The organism is Sphingobacterium sp. ML3W (genome assembly GCF_029542085.1).
In the GTDB taxonomy this organism is placed as follows: domain Bacteria; phylum Bacteroidota; class Bacteroidia; order Sphingobacteriales; family Sphingobacteriaceae; genus Sphingobacterium.
The window spans coordinates 6,166,141-6,189,569 of the sequence record NZ_CP107036.1; the positions used below are offsets into that span (position 1 = coordinate 6,166,141).

The window sequence follows — 23,429 nt, forward strand, 5'->3', positions numbered from 1 at the left end:
CGAACAAATAATTGCGAAATAAAATATAAGATGTCCCGGATGAAGTGCTTAGGTTACTTTTTTGTAGCCCTGCTTATTTCTAACCTACAAAGTTGTAAACATGACAATCTTACTATGCCTGTCCCGAATGAAAATATACGGCCAGCAGCGGATTTTATTCATAATAATTATGAAATGCGTCTCTTTGATGCTGCACTCCAAAAGACAGGATTGACTGCAGAACTCAATGGAGAAGGACCATTTACTGTCCTCGTACCCAATGATCTTGCCTTTAATGAAATAGGAATATTTCGTCCGACGGATTTTGACAAGATGAATAAAGACAGTTTGCGGCGGATCATTGCCTACCATATTCTTCCTCGACGTCTTTACTTAAGCGATATTCCGAGTAACTCCGTGGATTTTCGGTATGCAACACGTGAAGGATCGGAATTATATGCATCCTTAGGCTCGCTCGCACCAGGAGCAACTGCACCGACCAACATGTTGTTTTTCAGTGGTGCAAAGGCAATCCGTAAGGATGTGGTTTTATCTAACGGTGTGTTGCATGTGCTCGATAAGTTAATGAAGCCACAGTTTGAAAAAAATATTCAGGAATGGCTGAGTGATAAGAAGGAATATACCGTCTTTGTCGCCGGCCTGAAGAAGTTTGGCCTGTGGGATCAACTGGCTCAAAAAGGTCCATTTACGGTATTTGCGCCAACAAATGAAGCTTTGGAAAAACGAGGGGTAACAGCGAGTTTTTTGGATGGAGCTAATCCTGAACAATATATAGGCGAGGTACTCTTTGGTGCCTATATCATGTATGATAAACATTTTTTTATATCGGATTCACAGGTATTCACCATTATTAATTCGAACGGTTATTACAAATACTACTTAAAAGATAAAGTTCATTACATGGAATACTTTGCGAATGAAGCTTATCCAACATGGAAATTGAGTTACAATATGAGGCTCAGAAGCAACGATATGTTTAATTCGATTATTCTTGCTGATATAATTTATTCGGTGGGAGCTAAGATGGATTATCTATGTAGTAACGGTGTGGTACACGATTTAGATAAGGGGCTAGTAAGCCCTGATCAGGCTATTAAAAAGGAAGAAAATGAAAAATAAATCAATCCGGGTCACCCGATATCTTTTACTGATTTGGGCGACAAGTTTACTCGTCATGTCCTCTTGTAGTAAGACTGAATTTATGCCTGATCTTGTCGGAGAACAGGTGCCTTATCAAAATGAGGCAACACAGGACCTTAGTCAATTGTTGGCAAAGCGTAGTGATGCAAAAGTGTTTTTAGCAGCATGGCAAAAAAGCAGCATACTAGCACTCATTAAAGCTGAGGGCATTCATACGAAAGTTACCATTTTGGTTCCAACTGATAATGCACTGAAGCAAGCTGGGATAACTGCGGAGACGATTCAAAAAATGACAAAGGAAGAGCTTACTGACTTTATTCAGTTTTACTGCTTTTGGGGTGAGTTTGATCAGACTAAACTTGGTCAATATAGCCTGATGGTTCGCTCAATGTTAAAAAATTCAAAATACCGGGTTCCATTTTATGATAACGAGGAACCTGTGGGACGACGTTATGACCTATATTATTATAGACATTATTTGGCAGTAAAAGAGGGAAATCTGCTTATCAATGGTAAATCTGTTGGCAAATTAAGCTATGAGCCGGCAACAAATGGTGGCATCTATTTCATGGAGAAATTTGTTCAAAAACCTACAATGACAACACTGGAAGCTTTAACTGCCGATGGAAGATTTACTTTTTTTATTGAAGCACAACGTTTGGCTGATGATGCTTTTTTTGAGAAGATGTTAAATGATATTGAGCCTCTTTGGGGTTATCGAATGACAAAAGAAGAATTTTTGAGTTATTACCCTGATATCAGATATTCCTATAAAAAGGACTGGGAAGCAGACATGGAGCCAAGTCATGAAGAAATGGCCAATATGAACTTGACAACATTATTTGCACCTACGGATGATGCATTTAAACGTGCGGGTTTTAACAGTGTGGCGGAAATCCTAGCATTCAATGCCAAGAGAGGTGATGTCAGGTTTGATGATTTATATTTTGAACCTAGAGGAGCATATCCAACAGATACCCTGTTTAACTATCATCGCAATTGGGGACGGTTGTTTGGTACAAAAGACCCTGCCTACGGTCTCGCAGGAGCTAACAATACCGTATTCTATAGTAATGATCTGGATCCGGTGTTGCTAAATGACTATTATATCAATATCGGCGGTTCGGGACAAGTTCAATATGCTTATAAGATGCCATTTGCTTTCTCTCGAAATTCGAACCAGATGCAAATGAAGATCAAAAATGCCGAACAGCTACCAGTCAATATTGTGGAATCGGATATCAATACCCTTAATGGACCTATTCACGTACTTGATAATTTGTTAGTCCCGAAGGGATTCAAACTTAAATAAAAAGATGAGACAATATAAATTTCGCTATTACAGGAATTGTATACTTGTGCTGCTAGGCAGCTTTGCACTAGCCTGTAAAAAGGACGATAATGCGGTTCGCTTTGACAATAACAGTGTCAATTTTGTTGTTGCTGATAATTTTAATCTATCTGCATTTAATGCCGCGTTGCGTGTAAGCAACATGGATAAGGAGCTGAAGACAGGAAAGGGACCTTATACATTGCTTGCACCATCGGATGATGCTTTCTCCAAAGCAGGCTATCCTAGTGTGGTCAAAATATTATCTGAGCGTGCGGCAATAATTTCCAATATCGCCTATTATCACATATTGGACGGAAAATATGAATTGGATAAACTTCCATTTCTATTTAATCAAGAATTAAAGACACGTAAAGGTAAGGTCTATGCCACACATTGGGTCAAGGGTGCTGATACAGTACTTACATTAAATGGTGCCCGTGTTTTGACTCAAAATTTACCGGCTTCAAATGGATTGATACAGGTACTTGATCGCGTGATGACGCCATATGTTCATGATAAGATTGTGGATGCTATCAATGCGGATGCGAGTATCAGCATATTTGCTAGGGCTATTAAAAGGTCTGGTGTGCTATCGGAAAAAGTCAATCAAGGGCCTTATACCATTTTTGCACCGACGAATGCCGCTATGGCACAGATGGGATTTACTTCAATACAGGAAATCGAAAAGATCGGGGTAGCTGAATTGAAGCAAGTGGTCAATTACCATATCGTTCGTGACCGCCGCTTTGTGTACGATTATATCTTAAGTACGGGTAACACAAATGTATCTAAACAAACGATGCTGGATGGGAATAACGTACAGATTAGATTGATCCCCAATGCAAATTCTCCGGGAGCATTTAGTGGTATAGCACTCCGTGGTCTAGGCAACACCAGTGATGTCTTGTTACAAAAGCAGGATATATTAACTGGTGATGGGGTACTGCATATTGTCGATCAATGTTTGCGGATTACACAATAATAAAAAAAGTTTTATCTCACGATTTAAGGAAAAACAGAAATGAATAGATATCAATATGGCAGTATCTGTATAGGACGATCAACCAAGATAAACTTTACAGTAATGTCAACACTCAAATTAATTTTCCTCTTTTTATTTCTTTTGCAAGGATTCGTATCCTCGGCGCAAGAAACCTCAGGTGCAATCACAGGAAAGGTGCAAAATAACGGGGGGAACGGAGTTGAGAAAGCAACAGTCACTGTTGTACATACACCTACGGGGACGCGTTACGTACAGTCCACGGATAAAGATGGACGTTTTACATTAAACAATATTCGCATTGGTGGACCATATATCGTGGATGTAAGCAGCGTGGGACTACAGGCTGATCACAGGGAAAATATCTTCGTACGCCTGGGAGAGGCCCTGCAAGTTGATTTTATCTTGGAGCAACGTACCGAAACACTGGGTGAGGTGGTTGTAACGGGCCGAAAAAGGGATACTAGAGTTGGGACGGTTGGAACAGGAAATCATATCAGTAGTGAGCAGGTACGGAATATGCCTACAGCAAATCGTTCGATTACAGATGTGACTAGACTAACACCACAGGGTAGCCGGGATAATAGCTTCGGTGGAACCAATTTTAGGTATAACAACGTGACGGTGGACGGAGCCATCAACAATGATGCAATAGGTTTTAGCCCGTCTCTAGGAGGACAGACCGGTACTTCCGGAATGGCAGGAAGTAGTACTCGGACCAATCCAATCTCGATCGATGCCATTCAGGATATGCAGGTGTATCTAGCTCCCTATGATGTCAAAATTGGAAATTTTACAGGCGGATCGGTCAATGCCGTGACACGAAGTGGTACGAACAAGGTCGAAGGTTCGGTATATGCTTTCGGGCGTAATGCTGCATTAACAGGCAGGGATCGTGTGGGGACTTTAGGGAAAATGAATAAGGACTTTTATGATTATCAAACGGGATTTCGAATTGGTTTTCCATTGATTAAGGATAAATTATTCTTTTTCAGTAACGAAGAGATCGCACGACGTCAAGATCCTACACAACTGCGTGTGGGAACGGTTGAAACGGCACATATTCTGGATCAAGCCGATGTCGAGGCAATAAAAACAGCAGCTCAGTCACGTTATGGAGATATCTTTAATATCGGAACAGCTGACAATTATACCAACTGGTCACGTTCAACAAAATTTTTTAATCGTTTGGACTGGAATATCAATGCACAGCATCAATTGGCGGTTCGTAACAATACCATTTTTAGCAAAGCGACGCACATGGACAGGGATCAACAAGATTTTCGTTTCAGTGGAATGGCATTCGAACAGGAGAATAATCAAACAAGTACTGTTGCAGAATTAAAGAGCAGATTTAGTAACAATCTTTCCTCCAATGTTGTAGTGGGATACACGCAAGTGAATGACCGCCGCGATCCGTTGAGTGATCCTTCTTTGCCTCAGGTGCAGATTCAGGGACGTACACCAGGTACGACGATCTATCTTGGGACCGATCGTGAAGCCAGTATTTTTAATATGCGACAAGGGACTTGGGAGATTACGGCTAATCTGAACTGGACGAAAGGCAGGCACAAGTTTTTGATCGGTACGCATAATGAGCTTTATCGTATCCGGTATGGCTTTGTCAACAGTTGGAATGGTCGTGTAGATTATAACAGTATTGCGGATTTTGTTGCCAATGTACCGTATCGTGTAAGAGGTAGCTATAATTATACGGACAATAGTCGATCGTATATCTTAGATCACCCTGCTGCAGATTTCTCGGTCAATATGTACAGTCTCTACTTGCAGGATGAGATCCGCGTGAATGATCATTTCCAAATTATCCCTGGGCTTAGAGCAGATTTAACGAGCCTACCAGATATGCCAACGTTAAGCGAAAAAGTCAAAGACATGTGGGCTGATCCTGGTTTCGGAACCAGCTATACATACACCCCCGCCAATCGCCTGAAAAATGAATTTTTAAATAAAATTCAACTTTCTCCCCGAATAGGATTTCGTTGGGAAGCGATGGACAACAAACAATTGGTCATTAGAGGAGGAGCCGGGTTATTTACTGGACGTATACCGTTTGCTTGGCTTGCCTATGCCTATTACAATACAGGCGATAGCTATGGTGCATTTGATCAAAAAGCTGATCAAAAACCTTTTGCACCGGGATCTGATCCGATTAAACCTAGTCCAAATGGAATTGGAGATTTTATTGCACAAAATGGCGCTATAATCCATGATCCAAGTACTGGGAAAACACAGGTAGATTTAGTTGATAATGATTTTGTACTTCCACAGGTTCTCCGGTCAAGTTTAGGCATAGATTACCAGGCGGAAGGTTGGAAATTCACATTGGAAGGCATTTATACAAAAAATATAAAAGATGTATTGTTTCAGCAATTGAACAATAAAGACAATCCGTTGTGGTATGGTTACGATGTCAACAAGCAGCAACCGGTTTATAGTGGCACTGTAGATAATCGTTTTTCAAATGTTTACTTATTGAGCAATACCAATCAAGGTTATCGATATAGCTTAACCGGTACAATAGCGAAATCAATCAAAGAAAAGTTGAATGCGACTTTGAGTTACACCTATGGTCAATCCAAAGATTTGAGCAATGGTGTTCGTAACTCCATGGAAAGTAATTGGCAGCTCAACCAATCGTTAATTCCAAACAACCCAAAATTAGCCTACAGTAACTTTGATATACGTCATCGTATCGTTTCAAGTATAAATTATGAACAAGTATGGCACAGTGCTGGGCGGACAAGTTTTACCTTATATTTTAGTGCACAATCAGGTAGTCCATTTACCTATGGTATTGTCAACAATAGTATCCAAGGGTTACCACAACAGGTCAGTTTGGTTTACATTCCGAGACAGACAGAGGCAATGCATTATTTTAAGGATATTACTGGTGGAATGTCCGCTCAACAACAGGCAGACGCTTTTAATAAATTTATTGATGGTAACGCGTACCTAAGCTCCCGTAGAGGTGATTTTACAGAACGAAATATGGGACGTACGCCATGGAATCTACAGGCTGATTTACGTGTTGCGCATGATTTTTTTGTTCAAAAGTCAAAAAAACAATTTATCACCTTTTCGATGGATATCATGAATTTGACAAATCTGATCTATAGAAAATGGGGCGTTCAATACTTCTCACCAAATACATTTAATTCAACGAGTAGTGTAGGGCTGACACCATCATTGTTTCCACCAACGCAAAATGCAGATAACTGGCCTGTATTTACATTCAGCGATCCGGGTCAGTCCTATAGTATAGATTATTTTAACTCAAGGGCGCAGATACAATGTGGCGTTCGCTATACTTTCTAATTTAAAATACGCTATTATGATAGTTAAGATCGTAAGGAGTGAAACAATGAATCGAGCAATGAAGCTCAAGAAATAAGGCGCAAAAAAGAATTTATTCCCATGAAAAATATAGTGAAACTAACGATGATATGTATATCAATGATAATTGCATTAATCGGCTGTAGTAAAAAAGAGGAATTGATAGATAAGGAGGTGGCGAAAGTGAGTGGCTATTACCCTAATTCAGGCAAGGCAGGGACATTGGTTACGATTGAAGGACAGGGCTTCGGCAGTTCGATCGCTGAATTTACAGCAACAGTTGCTGGGAATCCGGCGGAGGTGATCAGCGCGACTCCTACCTCCGTTGTGTTGCGCGTGCCGAAAGGTGATAAAAGCGGAACAGTTGCCTTGAAGTATGGGAGCAATAGCTTCGAGGTCGGCACGTATACGTATCAGGACTTGTCTATAGCGAAAGTTTTTCCGACTAATGGTACCGGTGGAACCCAATTGCGGATTGATGGTGAGGGGTTTGGCAGTACAGATATGCCGGCGGAGGTTTACGTGAATAGCAAAAAAGCATTGGTTGTGAGTGTTACCGATAAGGTCATCATTGCTGAAGTACCAGAAGATGCTGGGTATGGTGCTGTAGAAGTACGTGTAGACGGAAAAAAATCTCAAGGTCAAAATTTCACCTATCAGGTTATTCGCAGCATCAAACCAACAAGCGGTGGAGCAGGGACAAGGGTTACATTGACAGGTGAAGGCTTCGAGAAACTAAATTCGGGCAATGTGGTCGATTTTAACGGTAAAATTGCTGTCGTCTTGGAATCCAGTCCTGAAAAAATTGTTGTTGTTGCACCGACAGGGGTGGGAACGGGACTGTTGTCCGTCAACATAAACGAACAGAAAATCTCAGGACCGACGTTTACCGTGGTTGGTAAACCAGTCATTGAAACGGTTTCACCTTTAAGTGGCCCTAAAGGATCCGAAATGACGATCAGTGGACTATTATTTAGTAAGATACTGGACGAAAATCAGGTATTTATCAATGGAAAGCAGGTCGCTATTTCTTCAAGTAGTGAAAATCAGATTAAACTGACCATTCCCGGTGGAACTGGATCGGGCAAGGTAAAAGTTGTTGTCAATGATCAATCGATTGAAGGTCCGCAGTTTAAAGATCAGACCTTGGGTATACGTTCGATGAGCCCAGATAATGGTCTGGCAGGGACAAGTGTTACGATTATGGGAACTGGTTTTAGTGTAAATCTAGCAGAAAATCTAGTCTATTTTAATGGTGTTTTGACGCCAGTAAGCAGTGCCAGCGAAAATAAATTGGTATTAGAGGCGCCACAGGGAGTAACGACAGGTCAGGTGAAGGTCGTGGTTGGTAGCCAAGATGCTTTGGCACCGCAACAATTTCGCAGGGCAGGGATAATGACCCTAGCTGGAGGTCCAGGAATGACCACATTTGGCAGTAATATGGCTGGAATGGCGATAGATCAACAGGGATATATCTACGTTACAGATACAGAGAATAAACAAGTCAAGAAGGTGTCACCAACAGGTAATGTATCCATCCTGCAAGTTGATGGTGCCAACGCGATTTTTGACTATCCCTCAGGAATAGCAATTGACCAGCAAAATAATGTCTATGTCAGTGACCAACGGGCAAACCAGATATTTAAAATTACACCAACAGGCAAACGTACGATACACGCAAGCGGATTTTCTCCTACATCCATGTGCATAGACTTATCGGGCAATTTGTATGTTTCGGTTGCTGGATTTGCGCAAGGGGTAAACAAAGTCAATATTACCGGAAATTACACAAAGGTAACGGGGCCGTCCTGGGTGATGGCCAAACCTTTTGTGGATAGCCAAGGTTACTTATACTATTCGGATCAGAATACAAGTAGTAACAATGGGGTTGAGTTAGTGAAACCCGGTGATACGCGGGGAGGGATGTTTGTTGGAAGTTCAGATGCTGGATATGGAGATGGGATAGGAACTTACGCACGTTTTAGCGGTATCGGTGGAATTACTCCTGGACTGAACAACCGATTAATTGTCGCTGATAATAATAATTATGCGATTCGTGAAGTCAATATGACAACCAGAGAAGTAACAACCTTGATAAAGACTGGCTATGGTTATGTGGACGGTACTTTAGCGACGGCCAAGTTTACATTGATAAAGGATGTTGTGGTGGATAAAGAGGGCAATATTTACCTTATGGATGTGGCGAATAAAGCGATTCGGAAATTATTCCTAAAATAAAATCTTATATATCCCCGATGCATCAATATTGTTCTCGGAAAGTTAAGTTCTTTTTTGAAACGATATAAAATAAGCATCGGGGATTTTGTTAATTGCTATCTATGCTGTGTAAAAAATTGCCATAGAAATCGGGAATATCACTGTGATAAATAGCTGCTGCGACTTCCTTTATCGGATAATCTACTTTAACTATTTTGGCTTCTATGTTTTCTTCTGTCAGCGTAACTAAGGCATAGGAAGCCTTTCTGTCTTTCTCTTTGCTTCGGCCGACAGACCCACAATTGATAAACAGGACTTCTTCGGTCCGTTGGACATAGGAGTGATGGGTATGACCCATGACGAGGATATCGATGGCTCTTTCGCGCAATTGAACTGACAAGTCCGCTTTAGGTGTTGATTCATAAATGTATTCATCATTACTATGCGGACTGGCATGCACAAGCAGAATTTTTCTAAGATGATCACTGACTTTGAACGTTAATTCAATATTGTATGGTAATGTTGCCAACCATTTTTTGTGAGCAGCTGTTATTTCGTTCTTGCTGAGATTGATGGCGATGTCACGGTTTACTGTTTCGATCACATCGTGGTGTGATAAGGGAACAATAGGCTCATCGAAGGCAACCCTTTGATCGTGATTTCCGAGTAAACAGGGGATATTTTTTTCCTGTATTCGGGCGATAACCTCATTTCCCCATGGGGCAAAATCGACCAGATCACCTAAACAGTAAATCTGTGTTACCCCGCTCTTTTTTATATCCGCTAATACTTCGTCCAATGCCACAATATTGGCATGTATATCACTTATTATTGCAAGTTGTATCTTCATCTATCCTACAAACTTAGCCATTCGAAGCGCAAATTAACAGCATGGCTATTGTTTTTAAAAAGAAAATGAAATTGGTATTATATTCCTTAAGATGAACCATAAGTAATAGAAGCGAAAATCATATACAATATTTTAATAAGTATATATCCCGTGTTATAACAGTCAGATATATACTTATTTTCTATCAAGGTGGTTAAAGATTCATACCACCGGATACTTCAATGCGTTGTCCATTGATCCATCGGGCATCCTCAGTACACAAGAAGGCTACAACTCCACCAATGTCGTCAGGCACACCAGCACGACCTAAGGCTGTTACACTCGCGATATGTGCATTGGTTTCTTTGTTGTCACGAACATGTCCCCCGCCAAAATCTGTTTCAATAGCTCCTGGTGCGACTACGTTTGCTGCAATACTACGAGAGCCTAGTTCCTTGGCCAGGTATCTTGTCAAGACTTCGATAGCACCTTTCATTGAGCCATAAGCAGAAGAACCCGGAAAAGCGAAGCGGGCAAGACCCGAAGAAATATTAATAATACGTCCACCATCGTTTATAAAAGGAAGTGCTTTCTGGGTTAGAAAAAAGACACCTTTATAATGGATATTGTAAACTGCGTCAAATTGTTCTTCCGTCGTATCCATAAAAGGAGCATATAATGCCGTGCCTGCATTATTAATCAGAAAATCAAAGTTTGATTGACCTGTTTGGTTTTTTAGATGTTCGGTTATTTGTGTTATAAAATGATCGAAGGATTTTGTATCTCCGGCGTTGAATTGAAATGCCGCTGCATGTTGTCCCAAAGCCTTAATCATAGAGACAACATGATCTGCTTCTTTTTTATTGCTATTATAAGTCAGTATGACATCAATTCCTTTTTTAGCAAGATTAATTGCCATGTTTCTTCCCAAACCTCGGCTTCCGCCAGTTACTAAAGCGATTTTATTTTTAGCCATTTTTATTTTGTTTTAAAATTTAATGGAACAAATTTCGCTTGAAAAGTACTTGTTGAGTTTGTGAAAAGCAAATCAATATTTGCGAAATTCAAATTATAATCGTTGAGAACGATAATTGTTTGGTGAAAGCTTGGTCTGCTTTTTAAAGAAATTAGAAAAATGCGCTATTTCCTCAAAACCGAGTGAATAGGCAATCTCTGAGATATTCCGGTCCGTTTGCCTGAGGAGGATCTTTGCTTCTTGTGTAATTCTTGCACAAATTACTTGCGTTGTTGTCTTGCCTGTACTGTCCTTGAGAATTTTATTGAGGTGGTTTACATGAACGGCGAGGCGTTCAGCAAAATCATTGGCTGTTCGTAGCTGCAACCGTTGCATTGAGGATTCTATTGGAAACTGTCTTTCCAATAACTCAATGAAAAGTGAGGTAATTCTGGTTGACGCAGTATGCATGGGATTACTGATACTTTTCGGCTGTAGCTTTTGTCCATAATGAATGATTTCAAGAACGTAATTCCTTAAAAGATCATATTTAAACATATAATCAGAACATAATTCCTTGTTCATTTTTTTAAAAATTCGCTCAATTTCGATCCGCTGTTCAGTTGTAATCTGAAAAATAGGAAGTCCACCGGGTTGAAAGATGGGTAGATCTTCCAATACGATACCACTTTTATTTCGTGCTAAAAATTCATCAGTAAAAACACAAAAATAGCCTTGTTGATGTTCGTCTTTGGGTATCCAATGGTAAGGAACTTTCGGTGTCGCAAATACCAAAGCAGACTCTTCTATTTCAATTACCTTATCTGCATACTCAGCGGTGTTCTTTCCTGTGATTAAACTGATTTTGTAATAAGTTCGCTTATTGTAAGGCATGATGGGTTTCTCTTTCAACTTTGCAGCGAGCTCCTCAAAGCTAAATACGTTGAAGTGCCCAAGCTCACGTGCTATTTCCTCAGGTATAGAAGCATTGATCTCATTGTAGAACTGTTCGATTGTAGTTGTTTTCATATCAATTACATTTGCAATAATCAAATTTACCTTTTTTATTCTTTCGTTGGAGTTTTGTGCTACCTATCCGCTTATAGATGCCGCTACAATTTTCATTTTAATGTCAATAGTCCAATTATGTATTGCACAATATAATTTTCCTATCTACATTTGTATTGTTGAAACAAAAACAAATTAAAATATGAAAACGTTATATACCATAGGCGCCACAGCCACAGGAGGACGAAACGGTCAGGTAAAAAGTGAAAATGCTGTATTGGATCTGGCGGTTCGTATGCCGAAGGGTCTTGGAGGTGCGAACGATGATTATGCAAACCCAGAAATGCTTTTCGCCGCTGGTTATGCTGCCTGCTTTGATAGTGCCTTGAATTTGGTGATTAGGCAAGAACGGATAAAAACAGGTGAGACCAAGGTTACTGCTCAGGTGAGTATTGGACAATTGGAGAACGGTGGTTTTGGTTTAGCCGCGGAATTACATGCTAATATTCCTGCAGTCAGTTTGGAGGTGGCACAGCAACTGATTGAAAAAGCGCATCAGGTGTGTCCATACTCAAATGCTACGAGAGGTAATATGGAAGTGAAGTTAACAGTATCAAACAACGAATAATAGATGAATCATATTGCCACAGTGCTCACGATGCTTGTACTTATTGAACATGTTTATATTGTGTGGATGGAAATGTTTGCTTGGGAAACTGCTGGAAGACGTAGTTTCGGTAAAGCGCTACCTGCTGAGCTATTTAAACCTACAAAAGGGCTTGCTGCCAATCAAGGTCTATATAATGGCTTTTTGGTCGCCGGTTTGGCTTGGTCATTTCTTATCAATGATCAGATTTGGAGTGACAATGTTCGCCTATTCTTTCTAGGCTGTGTTCTTCTAGCTGGCATTTTCGGAGGTATCACTGCAAGTAAAAAGATCTTCTTTGTACAGGGAATTCCAGCATTACTAGCAATATTATTCGTTCTTTTTTCAAAATAAACAAACAATTAAATGTCCTTAATAACAGACTTACAATGGAGACACGCTGTGAAAGCGTATGATCCGACAAAAACGGTTACACAAGAAAATATAGATAAGATATTGGAGGCAGCTCGTTTTGCGCCAACATCTTCGGGTTTGCAACCTTTTAAAGTATTGGTAGTTGAAAATCAAGCTTTGAAAGATGAATTAGCAAAAGGAGCCTTAAATCCGGAATGCATGCGAGAATGCTCCCATGTGCTGGTTTTTGCGGCTTGGGATAACTACACCGAAGAGCGTATTGATAAAGTATATGATTTCACTACAGATGAGCGAGATTTACCTCGTGGCCGCTTTGGGTCGTATACAGATAAGTTGAAATCCATCTATCTAAATGAAGCTGCGGAACGTAATTTTGCACATACAGCACGACAAACTTATATTGCTTTAGGTTTAGCTCTGGCACAAGCGGCAGAACTCAGGGTTGATTCTACCCCGGCGGAAGGATTCGATAACAAACTAGTGGATGAAGTATTGCAATTGGAAAAACTTGGATTGAAAAGTGTATCATTAATGTATGTAGGTGTTGCAGATACTTCCCGTGACTGGATCTCTACAATGAAAAAAGTCAGAATGCCGAAAGAAGAATTTGTTGTTGAATATAAATAGAAACATTATATACTTTTCGAACTTTAAGAAAACAATATCTTTGTAAGATGGATGATTTATTGAAACTGGACAAACAGTTATGTTTTTCCGTATATGTTCTGCATCGCGAGATTATGCAGCATTATCGCGCTATTCTAGCAGAAATAGATTTGACTTATCCACAATATATCACAATGATGGCTTTATGGGAAAATAACGAACAAACTGTAAACCAATTGGGAGAGAAGTTATTTTTGGATAATGGTACCCTTACACCACTACTGAAACGATTGGAAAGCAAGGCGCTACTTACCCGCACGCGAAGTAAGACGGATGAACGAGTGGTAAAGATTCGTCTCACAGATCTGGGCTTGCAATTGAAAGAAAAAGCAGCCTGCATTCCGATGCAGATTTTTGAAGCTTTAAAACTGGATTATTCAGATATGCAACAGCTTAAAGATTTGGCAGATAAAGTCGTCACTAACGCGGGAAATGGCTAATAGTTTAATGATAGATTTATTTTATCACAATTTCGTTGTTTTTAAGCAGAATAGGTTATTTTTAGCTCATTCTAGTAGTATTTAAATTTCATAGGAAGAATGCGTTTAATAGCAATTGCCGTTTATTGTGTCTTGTTGGTGCTCTCGTTTGCAAGCTGTGAAGAAAAGAGGCGGGATGCAGAGTTATTGAAGTATGTTGCTTATAGTAATCGCGATAGTGCTCAACTAGAACTTGATCTCTTTGAAAGCCGTTTTCATGGAAAGTTACGTTTTTATAGACCCGGTGGTGAAATTGACTCGGGAGAGGTTCGGGGGAATATCAAAAACGATACGCTGAGCGGTGATTATTACTATACGCCATTCGGCTGGGGACAGAAAAAAAGGAGACCCTTTGTTTTACTTAAGAAAGGGTCTCAATATATTTTAGGAACTGGTACCGAACAAGAATATATGGGTATTCCTCACTATATACCATCGACAATCAATTTCCAACAGACTAAATTTATTTTCAGGGAGGTCGCCCGTTAAGATACCCGACTGAAAGTAACGACTTACAAGATACTTTTCAACTTAATATATTGTAGGAGCATAATTGTCTTGCCATCCTTGATTTCTCCGCTTTCGATCATAGCCAAAGCATTATCGATTTTAATTTCTAAGATTTCGATATTTTCCTCCTCTTCCTGCAAACCTCCTCCATCACTAACTTTCATATTGTTGGTATACTCTGCGATAAAGAAATGTAGAATTTCGGTTACGGAACCGGGCGACATATACGCTTCAAATATTTTTGTTGCTTCTTTAATTTGATAGCCAGTTTCTTCTTCTGTTTCTCTACGGATACAATCTTGTGGCGAATCTTGATCTAACAAACCTGCGCAAGCCTCTATCAACATACCAGATTCATTCCCATTTATATAAGTTGGAATTCTAAACTGTCTTGTTAATATAACGGTTCTGGATATTGTGTTATAAAGTAGTATTACAGCACCATTTCCACGATCATAAGCTTCTCGACTTTGTTGTTGTACAGTTCCGTCCGGCTTTGTATATTGATAGGTGACTTTTTTTAAGGTATACCAATTATCAGATAGAATCTCTGTTTTTAAAATTTCAATATCTTTGATTGCCATTTTTAGCGTGTTAAGGTCAAGCTATAAAAGTAAGTATTACAGTCCATATTATTTTATTTTAACCCATCTTCCAAGGCCTTCTTGTTTAACTTAAATTCCCTATAACCAAATGCGCCTGATTTATAGCCTATAACAGCACCAAATTCGATGTCATTTGCTGAAGAAGATTTGGCAAACACAGCTGAGCGATATACATTCGATGAAGCTAAAGGTGTTTCAAATACACGAAAATGTATTCCATCCTTTGAATAGGCGAGATAATTCAAGTCTGAGGAGTATCTATCCACATTTCCTATAGCAAGACATAGAAAATAGTAACCGTCAATATAGGCCGCTTGCAGATGCCAGGTCGAATAATTTTTATTTAATTCAAGCCAAGGTTTATTGATGAATTTAACTTGTTTGCTATTTCGGTAGGCTGTAAAGTCAAGACCATTGGATGACGCGCGCAGCAAAATGCTTGTCATGATAGGAGATTGATAGGTCGGCTTAAAATCTACTTCGTAGCTAAACATCCCATTTTCATTTCTGATAAAAGAAGGCGATATGATATGATTGTCCTGAATAGAAGCTGGTTCATTGCTCGTGTATACAATTTCAAGTGGAGTCCAATGAATTCCATCGGTTGAAGTTTGTCTTACAATAACACGCTCGGCTTCCTGATTTAATTTTCTCGTATTATTATCGCTCTTTGCACCCCACTGTCTTAAGATTTTATTGGAGAAAAAACATCCTCTATAATATAATTCGAATTCTTTTCCATTGAAGTTCCAGTCGACATCAGACCAATAGCCTTGGTTAGGAATGCCACTCGGTGGGATATAAGAATCTTCTATAGCAGGACGACGTTGTATGGGATTTGATAATCCAGTTGGGGTGATCCATTCTTTGCCATCATTTGATACCACAATACTAGGATTTTCGTATAATGATGCCGCTCGATCAGAACCTAATATACCAAAATAGGGCGTAAAGACCATCCAATATTTATATCCGTTGAAACCTTTTGGGAAATACTCAACATCAGGATGACAGTAACTCGCATTTTTACCAGATATGTCCTGGATCAATTCAGGTCGTGAAGATCCAGGCTCGTTCGCATTTGCTATACTATTAATCTTTATTGAAGCTAAATCATCTGTAAATCCTGCTGGAATAGGCATTTTGATTCTATCAATTGGTTTGGGATCTACTGGAGTTATACCAGGTGGAATATCTTTTTTACATCCAATAAGCAACAATAAACCTAATAAGAAATAGGTGGATCTCTTGAAAAACATTGTCGAACAATAAAAATATGAAAATGTAGATACGGTAATTTTTTGGTATTACTTTCCCTGTTAATTTTAATTTAGCCAAGACAAAATTGATGTATTTTTTTTATTTCGCAAAATATATTTTTTAGCGGGAATAATTAAATTTATTGGTCTTTAGATTTATGTTTAGTTTGTTATTTTAACTTTGGTTTTAAATATTTTCTTTTTATTGACTTTTGTAAACTGTTGATAATAGAGAAGGCTTTTGTCATGCGAGTTGGTTGTTTTGACCGAGTTCCTTCCTATGATGTTCTGCTAAGTTTGCCGGATAAGGAGACTCTGGTATGGAATAGTCTTTTTGTTTCAATAGAAATAGGGTGAGAATGTCTTCAGCAAGGTTTTATAATAGATATTTGATTATGCTAATCAAATAGGATCTGAGGAGAAAAAAATAAGCTTAATATTGCGATAAAACTGTTCAGATTATTTTTTATGGAACTTGTTGATGAGCAGTCTGCCAAATACAAAGTAGAGCAAAAGCACAGCTAGACCACCCAGTATAGCGGGATTTGTAAAGATATTCGTTATTCCATATTGATGAGAGAAGAGCGATACTGCAATAATGAACTGGAGAAGAGCATAGCAGATATTGCCTGTTGGTGAATAACCAAAAAGCCCTAAAAAACGTATTTTGGCAATCCCAAAAATGAAGTGCGGTATGGCATTCGCTATCAAAACAGCGATAAGAAAATCTATATAAAACATTGATTTATTCTTTTTTCATTATTCATAAAAAATGTCAATGACGGGATTTGAAAGGCCAAACATTCTTCCTCTTTTACAATTTCATCTAATGTATGACTTTTGAAAAAGTCAATTTTTAAAGGTTTGATCCCCTTTATATCAAAAGCGAGTGAAATGTTGGCAATATGTGACGAATTTAGATCCTGTGATGTTAACGCGCGGTTCTGGACAATAATTCTTTCAAGAAGTTCATGGGGAAGAGTTGAAATATGCAGAAAATCGTTAGGAATTCTCCATTCTTCAACTGAATGGCAAATGATCTCCAAATCTGATGCATTGCTGGCCCCAGGATCTATTTTTGTATGGATATGATCATCAATATATTGATGGCTAAAAGATAGAGGATGATGCGTATACATCATATTGCTAAATAGGCGACTGCCTAAACAGTATAGGAAACTGCTCATACTATTGGAAACAAATAAGACCGTTGGTTCTTTAAATAGGTTAGTATCTGTTGCAATATAAAACCTCCAATTGCTTTGTAGGGGCGAACTATAAAATGACCTCAGTCCTATTGGTTGAGCTGGCCCGAAGTGACCATGACGATAGGTCAAAATAGAAAATAATACTTTCCCCTGAATAACATTCACTTGTAGCCCTTCTGGGATCATGTGTCGAATTTTTTCAATAGGTATCATCCAGTTCAGATAAACGACATTGGTGATTTCACTCTTTAGTTTTACATTTGAAAATGGGGACGGAAATATATTTTTTATTCCTTTTAGAAAGGAACTATTTAAAAAGCTTTCAATACATGGAGAAAGTATATTTCTTTTTGATGAGCGAAACTCTTTTTTTGTCAATGACATCGAATAGTAGGCTATTTATTAGAAAGAAGCTGGTATCGTTTACTGATCTCTTTCAATATTTTTTTGTAATATTTTGTTTTGTCAGATTCATCAATAACGATAATTTCCACATCGTTGGCTTTGAGTAATTGCATTTTATCAACAGCGATTTGATGCCATTTTTTTGTCGTATAGTAAAACAACTGATTTTGAATGAAGTCACTTTTTCTATAAAACTTATTTCGGGCACGATAGGTCAATAACCACCAGAGATCTATTTCTACAAAATCCAGCGAGAGTCCCAAGATATGAATATCTTGGGTAAAGAACAGGTCTATCCATGATTGCAGCTGCAGATCTTTTTTCAGTTTCAATCTTTTTATCAAAGCCGCCTTAAATACTGTATCTGAGGTGTAATTGGTGCCATTTACAACATAATCTCTCATTTTTTGAAGTTGCCCACAGTAATGTTCGTAACCCAGATTGATAGAACTGGGATTGGCACAATCACCATGAATATGCCAAAATGTTTTGTCTGCAGTTTGATGTCGGCGAAAAATGCTGTATGTTGTTTCTCGTATCAGGCTTGTATTCTTCTTTGAAGTAGATCCTTCCAAACTAAATTCATAATTTGTTGTGATTATGTTTTTAGTGGGGAGGGCTCGGATCAACTGGTGAATTTCATTTTGATTTATCTGAGAAACACTCTCCGAGATATACGTTTTAAGTTCTTTCTCATTAAGATGCTGGATCTTAATTGCATTTAGAAAAATCTCTTCATACAACATCGGAAAAGGTTTTTGTCCATTTTCCAATGCCGTTACATGATATTTTGTTTTAATGTTAGTCAGCAAATCGCTCCAACTGATTCCGGGAGAAATATTATTAATATCATTGCCAACTAACAAGCTGAATTTATCCATTTTACAATTAATACTTATTGAAGGTTTCCGCTATGACCGGTAAATCAAATGATTCGGTACACATTGTAATTTATACCTGTTGAGTACGAATCTGAATCTATCGGCTGGCTCTAATTTAATAAAAAAGAATGGATGAAACGGATGCAGATTGCTTTGCACCTTCACCTGCTCTAAACCTTCTTTTGACCAACATTCTTGTCGGGAATAGTGCGTTTTTTTATTTTTATACTATAAAAATCAGTTTCTTATTGGAAATTTGATCTCGAAAATTGTACCCTGATTCAACTTACTTTCGACAGAGATTTTTGCGTTGAGTCGGTCTGCAATTCTTTTCACAATTGATAATCCGACTCCTGATCCATCAAATTGCATCGCATTAGGTAAACGATGGAATATTTCGAAAATCCGTTCAGTTTCTTCCGCTGACATTCCGATGCCATTATCCCATATTTTATACAAAACATAATCTTCTTCTATTTGGCTGTTTATACCTATTAAGGGAGCCGTTTTATTACTGCTATACTTGATCGCATTGCCCAAAAGATTTAGAAATAGTTGATAGACTAAGGTCTTTTCACCATCAATTGGAAGAATTCTTCCTTTTTCGAATTGCAGATTTTGAACATTAAATCTTACACTGCAATCATCAATGATATTTTCAATGAGCCGCTCTGGATAGACAGTTTCGTATTCGAACTCATAGCTTTTGCTGCGGGCGAAATCGACTGTTTTATCTAGCATGTTATTCATCAACAGGATAGCGTCCATCATGTTTTTACCTGCTTTTCCAAGAAATTCTTGACTTAAATTAGGTCTGTCCCTGATCATCTGGGCTGTCATCTGTAGTGCGGACAAAGGATTTTTTAGGTCATGACTCAGCGTGTAACTGAACGTTTCCAAAACATTATTTATTTCAATCAGTTTCTCGTTGAGTGCTTGGATTTCGATGATCTTCTTTAAGCAGGCTTCTTGAATTGTAATACTTAGGCTTTTTAGGAAATTAATTTCGCGTTCTTTCCATTTCGGGGCTATCCCTTCGACTATTTTCTTCCAGGCATTGAAGGATGTGCGGGGAGAAGGGAAATTTATGGTCTTTGTTGGATCATAAATAAGCTGCTTTTCGGGTTGCCCTGCCCAGGTTTCCTCTACTATTTCTTCCTTTCGGAAGAAATAGATTTTGAAGTCTAATTTATTTTCCAAATCTATTCCAGCAATACCAGGAAATGGAAATGCAGTCTCGTTTTCATCTTGATGTCCTTTGAAATCGGATTGCCAAAACAATTGATCAGAAATTGTTCTACTGAAATGATTATCTAGATTTAATAACATATCTTTTTTTGGCGCATGGCCAACAATATGCCATTTGTCGAGATATTTAAATGCGATCCCATCTGTTCGAAGGATGTCCATTAAGCTAGTGGTCAGTGCACTAATTACTTTGTAAAGATCTTTCTTTGTAAATAGATTTTGTCTGATTTCAAATGCGACACTCTTTGTTTTAAGTTTGAAGTTATTCTCTTCAATATGTTTATTGGCCAAAAAACTATTTACAGCATATTGAACAATGAAAATGGAAAGATGTCTTTGTGCTAGATCAATGTATTTGGGCAGTCTATTTTGACAAGCAACCAATCCCCATAGTTTTCCGTTGATGATGATGGAGAAACTACCACTTGCTTTTACTTGGGCATTTCGAAGATATTGCAGGTGTATGGGGGACATTGCGCGTATCGCTGTCATAGAGAGATCTAATTTCTCAGGTTCAAGACCCCAAATCGGTACTGGGACAGCATCTACATCGGGTGTTACCCTGGCAAATATTTTAGTATAGAGTTGGCGCGCTTGTTGGGGAATATCAAACTCAGGATAACGATAGCCTAGTAATGGTTCCAGGTCGCCAACGACATGTTCAGCAATGACTTGGCCATCTCCACTCTCTGAAAATTTATAGATCATAACACGATCATAATCCGTCACCGTAAAAATATTCTCAGCCAGAGCCTTCCAGATGTCCTCACTGTCATTGATATGCTTGGCATAAAAGAATGTGTTTTTAAATTGATGCGATTGCGAACGATGTTGTTCGATTTCAATATATATCTTATTGTCAAAAGGATAAATACTTAGGTAATATGGGATTTGTTCCAGATAGATATCAGCTACGTAGCGGTGTTTGAAACTATCAGTATGATCGTGTAATATCTGATCAAGATCGATTGCATGTTGAATATCTAAACAATCGATAAACTTGGTCAAGCTTTGTCCCAAGAATACACTTTGTCTGGGTAAACCTATTTCTGTCCAGTTTTCACTCCAGCCTATACAATTTTGAGTGGCATCAAATAGGATGAGACAACCAAAATGCTGTATTTGACCGCAAAGATGTATTGGTTCTTGGTCACAATTAGAAAAATGATTACTGTCCATAAAACGCCTTTTGATATATTCTTCTAAAGTACAAAATAAATAATTAAGGCATAGCTATTGCTGTTGGACATGTATTGACTGTATTTGGAAAATTATTTTTTTGAATTTATTTACACAAATAGAGATAACATTATAATAAAATATTGGTTATTTAGCTGTCTGTTTTTTGTTGCTACAGTTGTTGAAGCCCAGCGGTTTAGTTCTGGATTTAACCTGCCCGAATAGCAGGAAATGATGCTACACCATTCCTTGAAGCCTTATTATAAACTAGCTTTAAAGTTAAAACCTACATTTACGTGAGTGATAGAACTGGTCGTGCATTCTTTGATGCTGCCATCACAGCCATGTTTTTTTAGTGCTGATGGTTGTATTGGCGCTAACAATAAAAAAGGCTAGGTGAACCGATTTCCTAGCCTTCACGATATAACTCATCCTATGCTATAACGATCAAATAACAATGGAATAACGGAAAAGTTTTTTTGCAGCCAACAGGAGTCTCTTTTATATTAGAATCTTTCAGCCCAGCATAAGTTATTGGGTAGTTCGATACTTGAAAATTCAATATGGATAACTCTTCTACGTTTGTTGTTGCTTGTGCGTTTGGAACTATGGAGTAATAGCGGTTTCATGATCATAATTCCGCCTTCATGGACAGGACAGTTTTTTTCCTGTTCCATGGTCCAATCGATGGTTTCGGGACGGTATATTCCTCTGTTATGTGATCCTGGAATAGTATTTAGCGCACCATTCTCCGCATCCGTGTCATCAAGATGAATTCTTATCGTAACTATATTTTTCAAAATTTCAAGCGGTGGCTGTACTGCATATTGATTATGTTTGACCGTCCAGTTCAAAAAACCGTCAGAATCAATTTTTTCGAGTACAGATATCGTTAAGTCTTGGTGGTATGATACGTACCAATTTGATGTTTCAGGTTTGTCGAAATAGATGCTTTTTACAATAAAATGATCTGCTCCCAGTAATTCAGAAATAATATCTTTAAGGTTATCATTGAAAATTATAGCATATAAAGCTGGTATTTCTTTAATTACCTGGCGGATCGCAAAAAGATCAGAGGAACGCCTGAATGTATCTCTCGAATGATCTTCGTTTTCAATCAAGGTTATCAATTGCTGAACTTCATTTCTGCTAAAGACATTCTCGATGGCAGTGAAACCATCTTCTTTTATCTCGCTTTTTTTAATTGTTATTTGTTCGGATGTAAGCATCGCTATTATTTGATATTGTAGATGTTGTTATTCTAAAACTTCATACATTATGATCCCTGTCTGGCAGATTTTCCTTTGAAATTGACAAAACGTAAGTATTGTGCAGGCACGTGGTCAGTGAGCCAAACACCATTTTCGGACAAGAAAAAATCAAATCTATCTTGAAACATAGCTAAGGCATTTATTTCGAATAAAATAGGCTTTCCATGTCGTTGTCCGACAGATTTAGCAGTTTCGACGTCCTTACTTAGATGTACATGCAGTCTATTCTGTTTTTTTATTCCCTGCTCAATGATTGAATTTGCATGTTGTATCGCTGTGCCATGGTATAGGACCTCAGGTGGAACCTCAGGAGACAATCCGAGTTCAATAGTAATAGAATGCCCCTGATTTGCTCTGATTCTCTTAAAATTGTCGTCAAAAGCGAATCTCTTTTTCGGATTCGTGTCAACAATATGTTTAAGCATATCCAAAGTCAATTCGTGGTTATGATCATTAATCTTTTGGATCAACAAGTCTGTATCCGCCCAACCATTCTCATCAAGTTCGATACCAATACTCTCCGGTACATGCCGAAGTATTAGGCTTAAAAATTTGCTAGTTGCGACTTCTTTTTTATTCATAAATCATTTTCAATAGCTAATCAAGTCGAAGTAAATTTACTTTTTTTATTTTTTGAGCATCTTCTTTTTGTTATGAACCGACCGGCAATAAAAATTCTTCATTTTGAGCTGATATTCGGTAGTTGTTCCATACCGCTTACATACCCTTGATATTCTAATTTTTAAGTTTGATTCCCACTTAAATTTGTATAGAAATAATGAATGAAGTAAATCCTGGCGGCCTTTATCGGAGTAAAATTGGAATCCAGATAAAAAAAGGAGGAGCTTAACATCAAAGTAA

21 protein-coding genes are annotated in these 23,429 nt (G+C 38.3%); 10 read left to right on the plus strand and 11 right to left on the minus strand.

Annotated features, from left to right (window positions below; translation table 11 throughout):
* The first annotated feature begins 114 nt into the window (after positions 1 to 114).
* The 5 genes from OGI71_RS25445 (at position 115) to OGI71_RS25465 (ending at position 9,065) form a co-directional block, all read left to right on the plus strand.
* Positions 115 to 1,119, plus strand: a complete 1,005-nt coding sequence (locus OGI71_RS25445; protein ID WP_282252939.1) for a fasciclin domain-containing protein — start codon at positions 115 to 117, stop codon at positions 1,117 to 1,119.
* Complete coding sequence (locus OGI71_RS25450; protein ID WP_282252940.1) at positions 1,109 to 2,452, plus strand: fasciclin domain-containing protein; 1,344 nt, start codon at positions 1,109 to 1,111, stop codon at positions 2,450 to 2,452. Before OGI71_RS25445 ends, OGI71_RS25450 begins: the two co-directional genes overlap by 11 nt.
* 4 nt (positions 2,453 to 2,456) lie before the next feature.
* Complete coding sequence (locus tag OGI71_RS25455; RefSeq protein WP_282252941.1) at positions 2,457 to 3,455, plus strand: fasciclin domain-containing protein; 999 nt, start codon at positions 2,457 to 2,459, stop codon at positions 3,453 to 3,455.
* Positions 3,456 to 3,557: 102 nt separating this feature from the next.
* Positions 3,558 to 6,809 (plus strand): carboxypeptidase regulatory-like domain-containing protein, encoded by a 3,252-nt coding sequence (locus tag OGI71_RS25460; RefSeq protein ID WP_282252942.1) that lies wholly within the window; start codon positions 3,558 to 3,560, stop codon positions 6,807 to 6,809.
* 138 nt (positions 6,810 to 6,947) lie between these two features.
* Positions 6,948 to 9,065, plus strand: a complete 2,118-nt coding sequence (locus tag OGI71_RS25465; protein WP_282252943.1) for an IPT/TIG domain-containing protein — start codon at positions 6,948 to 6,950, stop codon at positions 9,063 to 9,065.
* 88 nt (positions 9,066 to 9,153) lie between these two features.
* On the opposite strand, the gene OGI71_RS25470 is transcribed toward OGI71_RS25465, so the two are convergent.
* The 3 genes from OGI71_RS25470 to OGI71_RS25480 all read right to left on the minus strand — a co-directional run bounded on the left by OGI71_RS25470 (position 9,154) and on the right by OGI71_RS25480 (position 11,857).
* Positions 9,154 to 9,894: a metallophosphoesterase family protein gene (locus OGI71_RS25470; RefSeq protein WP_282252944.1), complete on the minus strand. Its 741-nt coding sequence runs from the start codon at positions 9,892 to 9,894 to the stop codon at positions 9,154 to 9,156.
* A gap of 193 nt (positions 9,895 to 10,087) precedes the next feature.
* Positions 10,088 to 10,849, minus strand: coding sequence for an SDR family oxidoreductase (locus OGI71_RS25475; RefSeq protein ID WP_282252945.1), 762 nt, complete (start codon positions 10,847 to 10,849; stop codon positions 10,088 to 10,090).
* A 93-nt stretch (positions 10,850 to 10,942) separates the two neighbouring features.
* Positions 10,943 to 11,857 (minus strand): helix-turn-helix domain-containing protein, encoded by a 915-nt coding sequence (locus OGI71_RS25480; protein WP_282252946.1) that lies wholly within the window; start codon positions 11,855 to 11,857, stop codon positions 10,943 to 10,945.
* A gap of 181 nt (positions 11,858 to 12,038) precedes the next feature.
* Here OGI71_RS25480 and OGI71_RS25485 point away from each other — a divergent pair, with 181 nt between their 5' ends.
* The 5 genes from OGI71_RS25485 to OGI71_RS25505 all read left to right on the plus strand — a co-directional run bounded on the left by OGI71_RS25485 (position 12,039) and on the right by OGI71_RS25505 (position 14,491).
* On the plus strand, positions 12,039 to 12,464 hold the full coding sequence (locus OGI71_RS25485; protein ID WP_282252947.1) for an organic hydroperoxide resistance protein: 426 nt from the start codon (positions 12,039 to 12,041) through the stop codon (positions 12,462 to 12,464).
* Between the two features lie 3 nt (positions 12,465 to 12,467).
* Positions 12,468 to 12,836 carry a DUF1304 domain-containing protein gene (locus OGI71_RS25490; RefSeq protein WP_282252949.1) on the plus strand — a complete coding sequence of 123 codons (369 nt, stop codon included), beginning with the start codon at positions 12,468 to 12,470 and terminating at the stop codon, positions 12,834 to 12,836.
* A 12-nt stretch (positions 12,837 to 12,848) separates the two neighbouring features.
* Positions 12,849 to 13,484 carry a nitroreductase family protein gene (locus OGI71_RS25495; RefSeq protein ID WP_282252950.1) on the plus strand — a complete coding sequence of 212 codons (636 nt, stop codon included), beginning with the start codon at positions 12,849 to 12,851 and terminating at the stop codon, positions 13,482 to 13,484.
* A gap of 47 nt (positions 13,485 to 13,531) precedes the next feature.
* On the plus strand, positions 13,532 to 13,963 hold the full coding sequence (locus OGI71_RS25500) for a MarR family transcriptional regulator (RefSeq protein ID WP_282252951.1): 432 nt from the start codon (positions 13,532 to 13,534) through the stop codon (positions 13,961 to 13,963).
* Between the two features lie 99 nt (positions 13,964 to 14,062).
* Positions 14,063 to 14,491 (plus strand): hypothetical protein, encoded by a 429-nt coding sequence (locus tag OGI71_RS25505; protein ID WP_282252952.1) that lies wholly within the window; start codon positions 14,063 to 14,065, stop codon positions 14,489 to 14,491.
* 23 nt (positions 14,492 to 14,514) lie between these two features.
* Here OGI71_RS25505 and nudK read toward each other — a convergent pair whose 3' ends face one another.
* The 8 genes from nudK to OGI71_RS25545 form a co-directional block, all read right to left on the minus strand.
* Positions 14,515 to 15,096 (minus strand): GDP-mannose pyrophosphatase NudK, encoded by a 582-nt coding sequence (gene nudK / locus OGI71_RS25510; protein WP_282252953.1) that lies wholly within the window; start codon positions 15,094 to 15,096, stop codon positions 14,515 to 14,517.
* A gap of 53 nt (positions 15,097 to 15,149) precedes the next feature.
* The gene (locus OGI71_RS25515) at positions 15,150 to 16,376 is read right to left on the minus strand and encodes a hypothetical protein (RefSeq protein WP_282252954.1); all 1,227 of its coding nucleotides are present in this window, start codon (positions 16,374 to 16,376) and stop codon (positions 15,150 to 15,152) included.
* A gap of 459 nt (positions 16,377 to 16,835) precedes the next feature.
* Positions 16,836 to 17,117 (minus strand): hypothetical protein, encoded by a 282-nt coding sequence (locus tag OGI71_RS25520; protein ID WP_282252955.1) that lies wholly within the window; start codon positions 17,115 to 17,117, stop codon positions 16,836 to 16,838.
* Complete coding sequence (locus tag OGI71_RS25525; protein WP_282252956.1) at positions 17,105 to 17,968, minus strand: DUF2071 domain-containing protein; 864 nt, start codon at positions 17,966 to 17,968, stop codon at positions 17,105 to 17,107. The genes OGI71_RS25520 and OGI71_RS25525 overlap by 13 nt, the downstream gene beginning before the upstream one ends.
* An 11-nt stretch (positions 17,969 to 17,979) precedes the next feature.
* Positions 17,980 to 18,870: an SIR2 family protein gene (locus OGI71_RS25530; protein ID WP_282252957.1), complete on the minus strand. Its 891-nt coding sequence runs from the start codon at positions 18,868 to 18,870 to the stop codon at positions 17,980 to 17,982.
* A 237-nt stretch (positions 18,871 to 19,107) separates the two neighbouring features.
* Complete coding sequence (locus OGI71_RS25535) at positions 19,108 to 21,297, minus strand: ATP-binding protein (RefSeq protein WP_282252958.1); 2,190 nt, start codon at positions 21,295 to 21,297, stop codon at positions 19,108 to 19,110.
* 506 nt (positions 21,298 to 21,803) lie between these two features.
* Positions 21,804 to 22,526, minus strand: coding sequence for a phytanoyl-CoA dioxygenase family protein (locus OGI71_RS25540; protein WP_282252959.1), 723 nt, complete (start codon positions 22,524 to 22,526; stop codon positions 21,804 to 21,806).
* 47 nt (positions 22,527 to 22,573) lie between these two features.
* Positions 22,574 to 23,149 (minus strand): RNA 2'-phosphotransferase, encoded by a 576-nt coding sequence (locus tag OGI71_RS25545; protein WP_282252960.1) that lies wholly within the window; start codon positions 23,147 to 23,149, stop codon positions 22,574 to 22,576.
* Positions 23,150 to 23,429: the final 280 nt, after the last annotated feature.